At 46.1% G+C, this 13,738-nt stretch carries 12 protein-coding genes; 10 read left to right on the top strand and 2 right to left on the bottom strand.

What is annotated here, in order from left to right; all coding sequences use genetic code 11:
• Positions 1 to 4: 4 nt before the first annotated feature.
• Complete coding sequence (locus tag CWO08_RS16140; RefSeq protein WP_099165046.1) at positions 5 to 1,195, bottom strand: 3-phenylpropionate MFS transporter; 1,191 nt, start codon at positions 1,193 to 1,195, stop codon at positions 5 to 7.
• A gap of 230 nt (positions 1,196 to 1,425) precedes the next feature.
• Between CWO08_RS16140 and CWO08_RS16135 the strand changes: the two genes are divergently transcribed.
• From CWO08_RS16135 to fis, 9 genes are all read left to right on the top strand, one after another.
• The gene (locus tag CWO08_RS16135) at positions 1,426 to 3,258 is read left to right on the top strand and encodes a DUF294 nucleotidyltransferase-like domain-containing protein (protein ID WP_108020773.1); all 1,833 of its coding nucleotides are present in this window, start codon (positions 1,426 to 1,428) and stop codon (positions 3,256 to 3,258) included.
• 11 nt (positions 3,259 to 3,269) lie between these two features.
• Positions 3,270 to 3,902, top strand: coding sequence for a 3'-5' exonuclease (locus CWO08_RS16130; protein WP_048663023.1), 633 nt, complete (start codon positions 3,270 to 3,272; stop codon positions 3,900 to 3,902).
• Between the two features lie 218 nt (positions 3,903 to 4,120).
• Complete coding sequence (gene acs / locus CWO08_RS16125; protein WP_009844693.1) at positions 4,121 to 6,070, top strand: acetate--CoA ligase; 1,950 nt, start codon at positions 4,121 to 4,123, stop codon at positions 6,068 to 6,070.
• 322 nt (positions 6,071 to 6,392) lie between these two features.
• Positions 6,393 to 6,842, top strand: a complete 450-nt coding sequence (gene aroQ, locus CWO08_RS16120; protein ID WP_010435475.1) for a type II 3-dehydroquinate dehydratase — start codon at positions 6,393 to 6,395, stop codon at positions 6,840 to 6,842.
• Positions 6,843 to 6,916: 74 nt separating this feature from the next.
• The gene (gene accB / locus CWO08_RS16115; protein ID WP_048659206.1) at positions 6,917 to 7,372 is read left to right on the top strand and encodes an acetyl-CoA carboxylase biotin carboxyl carrier protein; all 456 of its coding nucleotides are present in this window, start codon (positions 6,917 to 6,919) and stop codon (positions 7,370 to 7,372) included.
• Positions 7,373 to 7,387: 15 nt separating this feature from the next.
• The gene (gene accC, locus CWO08_RS16110) at positions 7,388 to 8,731 is read left to right on the top strand and encodes an acetyl-CoA carboxylase biotin carboxylase subunit (RefSeq protein WP_017062706.1); all 1,344 of its coding nucleotides are present in this window, start codon (positions 7,388 to 7,390) and stop codon (positions 8,729 to 8,731) included.
• Between the two features lie 170 nt (positions 8,732 to 8,901).
• Entirely contained in the window at positions 8,902 to 9,789 is an 888-nt protein-coding gene (gene prmA, locus CWO08_RS16105) for a 50S ribosomal protein L11 methyltransferase (RefSeq protein WP_009844690.1), read from the top strand.
• 140 nt (positions 9,790 to 9,929) lie between these two features.
• Positions 9,930 to 10,898, top strand: a complete 969-nt coding sequence (gene dusB / locus CWO08_RS16100) for a tRNA dihydrouridine synthase DusB (protein WP_032546269.1) — start codon at positions 9,930 to 9,932, stop codon at positions 10,896 to 10,898.
• A gap of 23 nt (positions 10,899 to 10,921) precedes the next feature.
• Positions 10,922 to 11,218, top strand: coding sequence for a DNA-binding transcriptional regulator Fis (gene fis / locus CWO08_RS16095; RefSeq protein ID WP_004729744.1), 297 nt, complete (start codon positions 10,922 to 10,924; stop codon positions 11,216 to 11,218).
• Positions 11,219 to 11,307: 89 nt separating this feature from the next.
• On the opposite strand, the gene zntR is transcribed toward fis, so the two are convergent.
• On the bottom strand, positions 11,308 to 11,748 hold the full coding sequence (gene zntR / locus CWO08_RS16090) for a Zn(2+)-responsive transcriptional regulator (protein ID WP_048659207.1): 441 nt from the start codon (positions 11,746 to 11,748) through the stop codon (positions 11,308 to 11,310).
• 325 nt (positions 11,749 to 12,073) lie between these two features.
• On the opposite strand from zntR, the gene purH reads away from it, so the two are divergent.
• Entirely contained in the window at positions 12,074 to 13,684 is a 1,611-nt protein-coding gene (purH, locus tag CWO08_RS16085) for a bifunctional phosphoribosylaminoimidazolecarboxamide formyltransferase/IMP cyclohydrolase (protein WP_108020772.1), read from the top strand.
• Positions 13,685 to 13,738: the final 54 nt, after the last annotated feature.

Raw genomic sequence — 13,738 nt, 5'->3', positions numbered from 1 at the left:
GGCTTTAATTCTGAGCATCAGATTGAGCTGAGGCTGTTTGATTGACTTCAACCACTGAACTTCTTTCATCCAGTTTAATGAACAAGGCCAATCCACCCATCGCAGCCATGCCCCAGAAAATATTCGCTCCCCAAAGCTCATAACCCCAACCACTTAAGGTCGTCATTAACGCGATAAAGGCACCTAATGGAATCGCGTTGTACAGAGCTTGCAGGGCAACCATCTTGTTCTGTTCTTCAGATTGGATGTATTGAATCGCCGCGATGTGTGCCATGGCGAATGTCACCCCGTGCAGCAACTGAGCCACTATCAATACTGGAATCGCAATCGTTGATGCTGTGATACCCCAACGAGCCATTACCCCGATGCCAGCAATCACAAACAGAGTGCGCAATGATAATCCAGCAAACAATCGCTTGCTCAGAGCAAATACAGCCACCTCAGCAACCACAGCCAAGCTCCACAGATAACCGATGATCGCCTCAGAGTGCCCCGCCTCTTTCCAGTAAATCGCACTAAAGCTGTAATACGCGGCGTGGCTTCCTTGCAGCAGTGCCATCAATGCAAGAAACTTCACTACCGACGATTCACGTAATAGTTGACCAAGTTTAGGTCTTTCAGCGACTTGCTCTGATTCTGTCACCGGCATTACGTTCGGGTTTCTCATCGCGAACAACAGAGAAACCAAAACTCCTGCCAGCGCAGTATACAAAATCATATCCGTGCCAAATTCAGCCACCAGATAACCAACCACCGTTGAACCAGCAATAAATGCCACTGAACCCCACAAACGTGTACGTCCGTAATCAAGCATCTTGAGACGGCTGTAATGGTTCGCCATTGCATCAGAAAGCGGAATAATCGGTCCATAGCAGAGGTTGAACATTACCGTTGCTAGCAACATCAATAAAAAGCTACCACCAGTAAAGAAATGGAAACCAACAAATAATAGCGCGACAAAACTGAGGCAACGCAATGCTGGTATTAAATGCTCAACTTTATGGATACGTGGGGTGATCACAAAGTTGGCAACACAACGCGTAGCCAAACCCACACCAATCAATACGCCAATGTCCCCTGCAGAAACGCCTTGGTCTTCAAACCACAGCGCCCAAAATGGCAGATAAACGCCATAGGCAAAAAAGAAACCAAGAAAATACTGGGATATCCAGCCATAAGGGGAAGGATTAAACATAGGCGACCTATAAAAATGTGTGGAACAAGGAAGCGCCAATTATGCCTAGGTCACAAAAGATGAAAAAGGGAATTATTGAAGAGATAGTATTCCTGTATTCAATGAATATCGATATCCCATTTGAGTGAGGTATCCGGCGCTCACCCGCACCCACGATCGCATTTAGACTAAAGTCGTCTGGAGCTTCGCTGGTAATTTGTCAGACTGAAAAGAGACTCCTACTTCTTTCGATGCTTATGCCTGATAAATTTAATATGCAGCACCCGCCTTTCGATAGCCTGTCCGACACGGAGCAGTTAACGCTGCGTTCCTCATTGGATGTGGTTTATTACCGAGCACACGAGGTGATATTGGAGGCAGACCGCCCTAGTCGCCATCTGCATATTCTGATTAAAGGAGCCGTAGAGGAGCGCGCCAGCAGCGATGGAGAGATCTACGCACATTATGCCAATGACGATATCTTCGATGTACGAAGTCAGTTTGAGCCTCACACCAAACACCAATATATCGCACTTGAAGATACGCTAAGTTATCTACTGCCAACCGAGACCTTTCTCGAGCTGTACCACGCCAATGGCCAGTTTGCCGCTTACTTTGATAGCAACCTTTCGACACGAAAAGCGCTAATTGAAGCTGCCCAACAGCAACAAAATCTTGCAGAGTTCATACTGACCAAAGTGGACGAGTCGATCTATCACCCTCCACTGATACTGGAACCCAGCCAACCAATCAACCAAGTCACTCAAACCCTTAAAGAGCAAGGGTTGGACTCGGCTCTAATTCATTTAGAACATGATGATTCAAAAGCTTTTGGATCGTCATGTTCCTTTCCGTATGGAATCGTCACAAGAACCAATTTATTGCACGCGGTGATGCTCGATAACCATCCGCTCGATACCGCGGTTGGCGAGATAGCAACGTTCCCGGTACTGCACGTTAATCAAGGGGACTTCTTGTTTAACGCCATGATCACCATGACCCGAAATCGCGTAAAAAGGTTGATGGTTTGTGATGGTCCAAATGCTGTTGGTATGGTGGATATGACGCAGATTCTGAGTGCATTTTCCACACACTCTCACGTTCTCACTTTGCGTATTGCTCGTGCCACCAGCGTTGAAGAGTTGGCCATGGCCTCTAACAAACAGCGTCAACTGGTCGAGAGCTTACTCAGTAATGGGATTCGCACACGCTTTATCATGGAACTGATTTCTGCGGTCAACGAACAGATCATAGAGAAGGCTTTTGAGTTGATTATCCCTCCTGCACTGCATAACCACTGCTGCCTAATTGTGTTGGGTTCAGAAGGTCGCGGAGAGCAAATTCTCAAAACCGATCAAGACAACGCTCTGATTATTCAAGATGGTTTGGAGTGGCATCAATGCCAAAGTGCCATGAACGACCTAACCCATACATTGCAGCAATTGGGTTACCCACTATGTCCGGGCAACGTGATGGTCAACAACCCGAAATGGGTTCATTCACAACAAGAGTGGAAGCAAACCCTCACCAGCTGGGTAAGCAAAGCAACGCCAGAGACAGTGATGGATATCGCCATCATGGCGGACGCACACGCTGTGGCGGGTAATAGGGAACTATTAAAACCAGTCAAGCGGCACCTCAGTGATTTAATGCTAGGACAAGAGTTGATTTTGACGGAATTCTGCCGCCCAGCGCTGAACTTCTCAGTACCCCTCACTCTATTTGGCAATGTGAAGCAATCCAAGTCAGGGCTCGATATCAAACAAGGCGGTATTTTCCCTATAGTGCATGGTGTGAGAGCACTTTGTCTTGAGCATGGTGTCACCGTAAACAACACCTTCGAACGCATTGAGCAGCTGGTCAGCAAGAAGGTATTAGAGCAAAGCACCGCGGATAATCTCAGTGAAGCACTCAAGCAATTCTTTAAGTGGCGCTTAGCCCAAAGGCTTTCTCAACAGCACAGCAGCAACAAAATTAACGTCAAACTGATGGAGCGAGCAGACAGAGATTTGCTTCGTCATAGCCTGCACGTGGTGAAGAAATTCAAGCAATGGCTCGGCTACCACTATCAGATACGAGATTAGGCAATTGAACGATGAATAGGTTGGTTCGCTATTACTGGCATCACAAGCTCAAAGGCTCTCTTTACCAGCCTCTATTTACTGCGCCTATTGATCATGAATATGTATCACTCGATTGTGAAACCACCAGCCTAGACCCCAATCAGGCGGAATTAGTCACTATTGCCGCGACCAAGATCATCGGTAACCGAATCATTACTAGCCAACCTTTTGAAGTCCGATTGCGCGCCCCGCAATCGCTCGATTGCAATTCAATAAAAATCCACCGCATTCGTCATCAAGATCTAAAGCACGGCATCGAAGAAAAACAGGCTTTAGTTGAGCTACTGAACTTCATTGGTAATCGTCCTTTAGTCGGCTATCACATCCGCTATGATAAAAAAATTCTCGACCGCGCCTGTTTAAAACAACTTGGATTTCCACTGCCTAACCGATTAGTCGAAGTGAGCCAACTCTATCAAGACAAACTCGAAAGACAGCTGCCCAATGCCTATTTTGATCTCAGTATGGATGCGATTTGTCGCCAGCTCGATTTACCGATTCCAGTCAATAAACATGATGCATTACAAGACGCTATCTCCGCTGCGCTGATCTTTGTACGCCTTAAACATGGTGACCTGCCCCGTTTCAACTCTTCTTATTCTTAATTCAACCACTGGCGCTTCACATAGAGAGCAATATCTCAAAAATGAACTTAACTCGCTATTTTGTAAGTGAAAAGCAGCGTCTCATCCTAAAGTCTAATTGTGGAAATCGCCGTCCTAGCCGAGAGTGATAACACAAAGATGGTTCTGTAATAGACCTAGAAACTGAACACAAAGGAAGTTGCCAGTTCATTAGGAATGTAGGCACAAGGAGAGATGCAATGAGTGAAGCCCACGTTTATCCGGTAAAAGAAAATATTAAATCAACCACACACGCGGATAATGACACTTACCTAGCCATGTACCAGCAATCTGTTTCTGACCCTGAAGGCTTTTGGGGTGAACACGGAAAAATCGTTGATTGGATCAAGCCTTTCACACAGGTAAAAAACACCTCTTTCGACCCTGGCCACATCGACATCCGCTGGTTTGAAGATGGCACGCTTAACGTTTCGGCTAACTGTATCGACCGCCACCTTGCTGAGCGCGGTGATGAAGTCGCTATCATCTGGGAAGGCGATGACCCGGCAGATGATAAAACTCTAACTTTTAATGAACTGCACAAAGAAGTGTGCCTGTTTTCGAATGCTCTAAAAGAGCAAGGCGTACGCAAAGGTGATGTGGTTTGTTTATACATGCCAATGGTGCCAGAAGCGGCAGTAGCAATGCTGGCATGTACCCGTATCGGTGCGGTTCACACGGTAGTATTTGGTGGTTTTTCACCAGAAGCACTGTCTGGTCGTATTATCGATTCAAACTCTAAAGTCGTTATCACTGCCGATGAAGGCGTGCGTGGCGGCCGTGCGGTTCCACTGAAGAAAAACGTCGATGAAGCTCTGACCAACCCTGAAGTGAAGAACATCGAGAAGGTTGTAGTATTCAAGCGTACTGGCGGTGATGTGGCTTGGCATGAACACCGTGATGTGTGGTGGCATGATGCTATTGCAAACGTATCGGCAGATTGCCCACCAGAAGAGATGAACGCAGAAGATCCACTATTCATCCTTTATACATCAGGCTCAACGGGTAAACCTAAAGGTGTTATGCACACCACAGGTGGTTACCTTGTTTATGCAGCGATGACATTCAAATACGTGTTCGATTACCAAGAAGGCGAGACTTTCTGGTGTACTGCGGATGTGGGCTGGATTACGGGTCACACATACCTTGTTTACGGGCCACTAGCTAATGGTGCAAAAACTATTTTGTTTGAAGGCGTGCCAAACTACCCGAACACAAGCCGTATGAGTGAAGTGGTCGATAAGCACCAAGTGAATATTCTTTACACAGCACCAACTGCGATTCGTGCATTGATGGCGAAAGGCAATGAAGCCGTTGAAGGCACATCTCGTGACAGCCTAAGAATCATGGGCTCAGTGGGTGAACCGATTAACCCTGAAGCTTGGGAGTGGTACTACAAAACGATTGGTAACGAACAGTCTCCAATTGTCGATACTTGGTGGCAAACAGAAACGGGCGGCATCTTAATCGCACCGCTACCGGGCGCAACCGATCTAAAACCAGGTTCAGCGACGCGTCCATTCTTTGGTGTGCAACCTGCGTTAGTTGATAACATGGGTAATATCATTGAGGGTGCAACAGACGGCAACCTAGTCATTCTAGACTCTTGGCCGGGCCAAATGCGTACCGTTCATGGCGATCATGACCGCTTCGAACAGACTTACTTCTCTACATTTAAGGGCATGTACTTCACCAGTGACGGCGCTCGTCGCGATGAAGACGGTTACTACTGGATTACTGGTCGTGTCGATGACGTACTTAACGTCTCTGGTCACCGTATGGGTACTGCTGAGATTGAATCTGCTCTAGTAGCGTTCGATAAGATTGCAGAGGCTGCGATTGTCGGTATCCCTCATGATATTAAAGGCCAAGCAATTTACGCTTACATCACGCTGAATGATGGTGAGTTCCCAACCGCAGAGCTTCATAAAGAAGTGAAAGACTGGGTACGTAAAGAAATTGGACCAATTGCAACGCCAGATGTACTGCACTGGACTGACTCTCTGCCAAAAACTCGTTCAGGTAAAATCATGCGTCGTATCCTGCGTAAGATTGCTACCGGAGATACAGGTAACCTAGGTGATACCTCAACACTAGCCGACCCAAGCGTGGTTGATAAGCTGATTGCTGAGAAAGCAGAACTGGCATAAGCAACCCGTTACACTCTGAATTACTGTTTAAAACAGACCTTACCTAAACCGTCACCTATGTGGCGGTTTTTTTATGGCTGATCTTGATCTCAAATATCCTCGACAAAATTAAGGCTATGACGCTTTTTTGTTAAGTTGGTAACAATTCCACGCTGTATCAATAGGAGATTAGACCAGTAAATTGCTGCGATTTGCGCTGAATTAGCTATAATCTGGTTCTAATTTTTAAATTTGGGTTTTTCTCACTGGAAATTAACCCCAAATTTTCAATAAAATGGCAACATTCACGTTCGTAAACACGATAAAGGAAGATAGCCCCACGATGTCTACAAAGTTTCGCATTCTAGTTTTAAATGGCCCAAACCTTAACCTGTTAGGCCTTAGAGAGCCTGCACACTACGGTTCTCAAACACTTGACCAGATTATTAGCTCACTGACCGAGCAAGCGAAAGCACACGATGTTGAGCTATCTCACTTACAGTCAAATCGCGAGTATGAACTGATTGAAGCGATCCATAGTGCTTATCAAAATGTTGATTTTATTATTATCAACCCAGCAGCCTTTACACATACCAGTGTGGCACTGCGTGATGCACTACTTGGCGTTGCAATCCCATTTATTGAGGTCCATCTATCGAATGTTCACGCACGTGAGCCATTCCGTCACCACTCTTACCTATCTGATAAAGCAGAAGGTGTGATTTGTGGCTTAGGTGCCCAAGGTTATCAATTTGCTTTGACCGCTGCGCTCAGCAAGCTCAACTCAAAGTAAACATAAACAACGAACTATTACTAACCTACTCAGTCAAAGAGTAAGTTCAATTAACAGATAAAGAGAAAGAAACAATGGATATTCGCAAAATCAAAAAGCTAATCGAATTGGTTGAAGAGTCTGGTATTTCTGAGCTAGAAATCTCTGAAGGTGAAGAGTCAGTACGAATCAGTCGTAACAGCACTGCACCTGTAGCACCTGTTCAATATGCAGCAGCTCCAGCTCCTGTAGCAGCGGCAGCAGCTCCTGCGGCGGCACCTGTAGCAGCAGAAGCAGCGGCACCTGCAGTTCCAGCGGGCCACCAAGTTCTTTCTCCAATGGTTGGTACTTTCTACGGCGCTCCAAGCCCAGACGCAAAACCATTCGTTAAAGTTGGTCAATCTGTAACTGCTGGCGAAACTCTATGTATCGTTGAAGCAATGAAAATGATGAACCAAATCGAAGCTGATAAATCTGGTGTTGTAACAGCTATCCTAGTTGAAGACGGTCAACCAGTAGAATTCGACCAAGCTCTAGTAATTATCGAATAATAGAGAGCACTCATTATGTTAGATAAATTAGTAATCGCGAACCGTGGTGAGATTGCACTACGTATTCTGCGTGCATGTAAAGAGCTTGGCATTAAAACGGTAGCGGTTCACTCAACTGCTGACCGTGATCTTAAGCACGTACTACTTGCAGACGAAACCATTTGTATCGGTCCAGCTCGTGGTATCGATAGCTACCTAAACATCCCTCGTATCATCAGCGCAGCTGAAGTTACAGGTGCAGTAGCAGTTCACCCTGGCTACGGCTTCCTATCTGAAAATGCAGACTTCGCAGAACAGGTAGAACGCAGTGGCTTTATCTTCGTTGGCCCTAAAGCTGAAACCATTCGCATGATGGGTGACAAAGTGTCAGCTATCACGTCAATGAAGAAAGCTGGCGTACCTTGTGTACCAGGTTCTGACGGTCCTCTTGATGACGACGAAGCGAAAAACAAAGCGCACGCTAAGCGTATTGGCTTCCCAGTAATCATCAAGGCATCTGGCGGCGGCGGCGGTCGTGGTATGCGTGTTGTTCGTTCTGAAGCAGAGCTAACAGAAGCTATCGCGATGACTCGCGCTGAAGCAAAAGCATGTTTCAACAACGACATGGTTTACATGGAGAAATTCCTAGAAAACCCACGTCACATTGAAGTACAAGTGCTTGCAGATGGCCAAGGTAATGCTATCCACCTAGGTGAGCGTGACTGTTCAATGCAGCGTCGTCACCAGAAAGTTGTGGAAGAAGCGCCAGCTCCAGGTATCACTGAAGAGATGCGTAAGTACATCGGCGAACGCTGTACACGTGCATGTATTGAGATCGGTTACCGCGGTGCAGGTACATTTGAATTCCTATACGAGAACGGTGAGTTCTACTTCATCGAAATGAACACTCGTATTCAGGTTGAGCACACGATTACTGAAATGGTAACGGGTATCGACCTAGTGAAAGAACAGCTACGTATTGCAGCTGGTCAGCCTCTATCATTCACTCAGGATGATATTAAGCTGCGCGGCCACTCAATCGAATGTCGTATCAATGCTGAAGATCCAGTTCGTTTCCTACCTTCACCAGGTAAGATTGAACGTTTCCACGCACCAGGCGGCATGGGCGTACGTTGGGAATCTCACATCTACACGGGTTACACAGTGCCACCACACTACGATTCAATGATTGGTAAGCTGATCACTTACGGTGAGAACCGTGATGTGGCTATCGCTCGTATGAAGAACGCATTGGGTGAAATGATTGTTGAAGGTATTAACGTTAATACTGAGCTTCAACTGTCTATTATGAACGACGAAAACTTCCAACACGGTGGTGCAAACATCCACTACCTTGAGAAGAAACTTGGTCTGTCATAATCCGTTCGTTTAAGAACAGTCAAAATGCTCACTTCGGTGAGCATTTTTGTTTTTGAGCCGCCGAAAAACTCAATCTTTAATCCCCATTATATTCCGTGGGGTTTTGGTGAATTTGCTCATATTTTCTGCTAGACTCGCCATCCAATTTTTCTCATATAGAAGATGCAGCCATGCCTTGGATTCAAATCAAGCTTAATGCTACCAATGAAAATGCCGAACAAATCGGCGACATGTTAATGGAAGAGACTGGTGCTCTTTCTGTAACTTTCCTGGATGCACAAGATACCCCTGTATTTGAGCCTCTGCCGGGCGAAACTCGCCTTTGGGGTGATACTGACATTCTCGCGCTTTACGACGCTGAGACTGATACTGGTGTCGTTCTAGCGCAGATTAAAGCAAGTAACATGTTCCCTGCAGACTTTGCTCATAAAGTAGAGCAAATTGAAGACAAGGATTGGGAACGTGAATGGATGGACAACTTCCACCCAATGAAGTTTGGTGAGCGTTTATGGATCTGCCCTAGCTGGCGCGATATCCCTGAACCTGACGCTGTCAACGTAATGCTAGACCCAGGCCTTGCATTTGGTACCGGTACTCACCCGACAACGGCACTGTGTCTTGAGTGGCTTGAAGGCTTAGACCTGACAGGCAAAACCGTAATCGACTTCGGTTGTGGCTCAGGCATCCTAGCGATCGCGGCGATCAAACTAGGCGCGGCAAAAGTTATCGGGATCGATATTGATCCTCAAGCTCTGCTTGCATCAAAAGACAACGCACAACGCAATGGCGTTGCTGAACAACTCGAAGTGTTCTTACCACAAGATCAACCGGAAGGTTTGCTGGCTGACGTTGTTGTTGCCAACATTCTTGCAGGTCCATTACGCGACCTTTCTGGCATCATCAAAGGCCTAGTTAAGCCAAATGGTGTGCTTGCGATGTCGGGTGTTTTAGATACACAAGCGGAAGATGTGGCGACTTATTATCGTGATGAGCTTCACATTGATCCGATCATTGAACAACAAGAATGGTGCCGAATCTCAGGTCGCAAGCAAGGCTAGACAAGACTTTGGGCGCTAATTGACTGAAATTTAAACAAATTACAAAAACAAATTGTAAATGCTCAAATATTAGTCTTTTCACGCAGCGAAAAAATGCGTAAAATGCGCGCCCTTGCTGGTACAGAACTGTGATGACATTTTTGAAAATCGGAAATTATCAACTTAAGAACAATCTAATCGTCGCTCCTATGGCTGGCGTAACGGATAGACCATTCCGTGAGTTGTGTCTTCGCTACGGTGCGGGGATGGCAGTCAGTGAAATGATGTCCTCCAATCCGAAAGTTTGGAAAACGTCAAAGTCTCAGCAGCGTATGGTACATGAAGGCGAATCGGGCATTCGTTCAGTACAAATCGCTGGTGCAGATCCACAGCTTATGGCCGAGGCTGCTCAATTTAATGTCGATAACGGTGCGCAAATCATCGATATCAACATGGGTTGTCCAGCTAAAAAAGTGAATAAAAAGCTTGCGGGCTCAGCCCTACTGCAGCATCCAGAACTCATTGAAGACATTCTGAAGGCGGTGGTAAATGCTGTCGACGTTCCAGTAACGTTGAAAACGCGCACAGGCTGGGATACAGACAATAGAAACTGTGTCCAAATCGCGAAAATAGCCGAAGACTGCGGCATACAAGCTCTTGCCCTTCACGGAAGAACTCGCGCTTGTATGTACAAAGGTGAGGCAGAATACAAACACATTAAAGCAGCGAAACAAGCAGTATCTATTCCGGTTATCGCTAACGGTGATATCGATAGTCCGGAAAAAGCGAAGTTTGTGCTGGAGTACACCGGCGCTGATGCTTTAATGATAGGTCGACCTGCCCAAGGACGTCCTTGGATTTTTAACGAAATCCTACACTATTTGGAAAACGGCACCACGATGGACCCACTCCCGATTTCGGAAGTGAAAGACATCATGCTTGGTCATGTGCACGCTCTACATGAATTTTATGGAGAGTTTTTAGGCCCTCGCATCGCTCGTAAGCATGTGGGTTGGTATCTAAAAGAACATGAACAAGCGAGTGAGTTTCGCCGTACCTTCAACGCATTCGAAGCAGGTGATCTGCAGCTTGAAGCGCTAGAAGGTTTTTTTGATAACGTTGCACCATAATTACGAGAAGAGCTAGACCGAATATGTTCGAACAAAATCTGACTTCAGAAGCATTGACAGTAACTACAGTTACATCACAAGACCAAATCACGCAGAAGCCACTACGTGACTCAGTTAAAGCATCATTGAAAAATTACCTTGCTCAATTAAACGGTCAAGAAGTCAGCGAGTTATACGAATTAGTATTAGCTGAAGTTGAACAGCCACTACTAGACACTATCATGCAGTACACTCGCGGTAACCAAACTCGCGCAGCAACCATGATGGGTATTAACCGCGGTACTCTTCGCAAGAAACTTAAAAAATACGGCATGAACTAATCGTTCTTTCGTAATTTATTGAATTGAAAGCCAAGCTCATTTTTGAGTTTGGCTTTTTTTTGGCTTGTCGAACCGTGATAGATGGCTGACTACTCTCCAGTGCGACAACAACGCCCTTTGTCGACATTTGCGGAGTCCAAGGCTGCCAGAATCGAACAGTGACTTGCATCGTCGTCTACGTGGCCGCAACACGCATCATTAATCTTTTTGAGTGCCGTTCGAATCTTAGTTAACTCGGTAATCTTCTCATCAATCATCTCTAGTTTTGCTGAAGTAATCGACTTCACTTCGGCGCAACTGTGCTGTGTGGCCTCGAGACGAATCTCAAGCAATTCTTTGATTTCATCTAAACTCAGCCCTAACTCTTTAGATTTGAGAATAAACGTCACCTGCTTTTGGTTATTTTCATCATATAAGCGATAACCCGACTCACTGCGACTGGCTGGCGCGATCAGGTTATTCTTCTCATAAAATCGCAAGGTATCGGCTGTTACACCGCATCGTTTCGCTAATTCACCGATCTGAAACATGTTTTTTCCTACTGTTTCGTCCATTCCACAATTAACCTTATCGTTACTTTTCAGGCTGAAATGGCACTTTTCATAATTAATTTTGAGATGCCAAACGATTGCGCGAGCTTTTTTGTAATAAATTAGTTAGAATCTGCGCCATCAAATTTGGAGTTGGTTATCTTATAGCTTAATCATAAGACTAACCCAAAAGGTCTTTACCAAAACTGGCCAATATTTTATCTCTTACTGGTATCTAAGATAATCCACGCTAAGAAGATAGAAACAAGTTCTTTTTTGGCAAATATCTTTATTTTAACCCCATGAATTTGAGGAAGATGGAAGCATGAATAACGCTCGTCCAATTCGCCGCGCTCTAATCAGCGTATCAGACAAAACTGGTATCGTTGAATTTGCACAAGCTCTTGCTAACCGTGGTGTAGATATCCTATCTACCGGTGGCACTGCTCGCCTGCTTGCTGAAAAAGGCATCTCTGTTACAGAAGTATCTGACTACACTGGTTTCCCAGAAATGATGGATGGCCGTGTTAAGACTCTGCACCCAAAAGTTCATGGTGGTGTTCTAGGCCGTCGTGGTCAAGATGATGACGTGATGGAAACTCACGGTATCAACCCTATCGATATGGTTGTTGTAAACCTATACCCATTCGCAGAAACCGTTGCTAAAGAAGGTTGTACCCTTGCTGACGCTGTTGAGAACATCGACATCGGTGGCCCAACAATGGTTCGCTCTGCAGCGAAAAACCACAAAGACGTCACTATCGTTGTTAACGCACACGACTACGAGCGCGTTGTCGCTGAAATGGACGCGAACGATAAATCTCTAACACTAGAGACTCGCTTCGACCTCGCTATCGCAGCATTCGAGCACACCGCTTCTTACGACGGCATGATCGCTAACTACTTCGGCACTATGGTTCCATCTTACGGTGCCTCTCTACTTGATGAAGAAGGAAAGAAGGCTGACGAAGAGTCTAAATTCCCTCGCACGTTCAACCAACAGTTCGAGAAAAAACAAGACATGCGCTACGGTGAGAACAGCCACCAGGCAGCCGCATTCTACGTTGAAGCAAACCCTGAAGAAGCGTCAGTATCTACTGCTCGCCAAATTCAAGGTAAAGCCCTTTCTTACAACAACATCGCTGACACTGACGCTGCACTTGAGTGTGTGAAAGAGTTCGACCAACCAGCATGTGTGATTGTTAAGCACGCTAACCCATGTGGTGTTGCACTAGGTGAAGACATCCTAGAAGCTTACGACCGTGCATTCAAAACAGACCCAACGTCTGCATTTGGCGGCATCATCGCTTTCAACCGTGAGCTAGACGCTGCAACAGCAACGGCTATCACTGAGCGTCAATTCGTTGAAGTTATCATTGCACCATCAGTTTCTGCTGAAGCAGTAGAGATCGTAGCGGCTAAGAAAAACCTTCGCCTACTTGAGTGTGGCGAGTGGACCACTAAGACAACTGGCTTTGACGTGAAACGCGTTAACGGTGGTTTGCTAGTTCAAGACCGCGACCAAGGCATGGTGTCTGAAGATGACCTTAAAGTGGTTTCTAAGCGCCAACCTACAGCTGAAGAACTAAAAGATGCTCTATTCTGCTGGAAAGTAGCGAAGTACGTTAAATCTAACGCTATCGTTTACTCGAAAGGCGATATGACAATCGGTGTAGGCGCTGGCCAGATGAGCCGCGTTTACTCTGCGAAAATCGCAGGCATCAAAGCTGCAGACGAAGGTCTACAGGTTGAAGGTTGTGTGATGGCATCTGACGCGTTCTTTCCATTCCGTGACGGTATCGACGCGGCGGCAGAAGCTGGCATCAAATGTGTTATCCAACCGGGCGGCTCTATGCGTGATGACGAAGTTATCGCAGCAGCAGACGAACACGGCATGGCGATGATCTTTACTGGCATGCGTCACTTCCGCCACTAATTTCCTCTTCGTATTTGGCACTGTGGCGTCGTTAGCTGCTTTCGTCCACCCCGG

Source organism: Vibrio sp. 10N.286.48.B8 (assembly GCF_003050085.1).
Taxonomy (GTDB): domain Bacteria; phylum Pseudomonadota; class Gammaproteobacteria; order Enterobacterales; family Vibrionaceae; genus Vibrio; species Vibrio crassostreae.
This window is presented reverse-complemented; position numbering and strand designations above follow the sequence as displayed.

Bases quoted from the DNA above. Each gene is read 5' to 3' on its own strand.
- CWO08_RS16140 (WP_099165046.1), bottom strand. From the start codon at position 1,195: ATGTTTAATCCTTCCCCTTATGGCTGGATATCCCAGTATTTTCTTGGT.
- CWO08_RS16135 (WP_108020773.1), top strand. From the start codon at position 1,426: ATGCTTATGCCTGATAAATTTAATATGCAGCACCCGCCTTTCGATAGC.
- CWO08_RS16130 (WP_048663023.1), top strand. From the start codon at position 3,270: ATGAATAGGTTGGTTCGCTATTACTGGCATCACAAGCTCAAAGGCTCT.
- acs (WP_009844693.1), top strand. From the start codon at position 4,121: ATGAGTGAAGCCCACGTTTATCCGGTAAAAGAAAATATTAAATCAACC.
- aroQ (WP_010435475.1), top strand. From the start codon at position 6,393: ATGTCTACAAAGTTTCGCATTCTAGTTTTAAATGGCCCAAACCTTAAC.
- accB (WP_048659206.1), top strand. From the start codon at position 6,917: ATGGATATTCGCAAAATCAAAAAGCTAATCGAATTGGTTGAAGAGTCT.
- accC (WP_017062706.1), top strand. From the start codon at position 7,388: ATGTTAGATAAATTAGTAATCGCGAACCGTGGTGAGATTGCACTACGT.
- prmA (WP_009844690.1), top strand. From the start codon at position 8,902: ATGCCTTGGATTCAAATCAAGCTTAATGCTACCAATGAAAATGCCGAA.
- fis (WP_004729744.1), top strand. From the start codon at position 10,922: ATGTTCGAACAAAATCTGACTTCAGAAGCATTGACAGTAACTACAGTT.
- zntR (WP_048659207.1), bottom strand. From the start codon at position 11,748: ATGTTTCAGATCGGTGAATTAGCGAAACGATGCGGTGTAACAGCCGAT.
- purH (WP_108020772.1), top strand. From the start codon at position 12,074: ATGAATAACGCTCGTCCAATTCGCCGCGCTCTAATCAGCGTATCAGAC.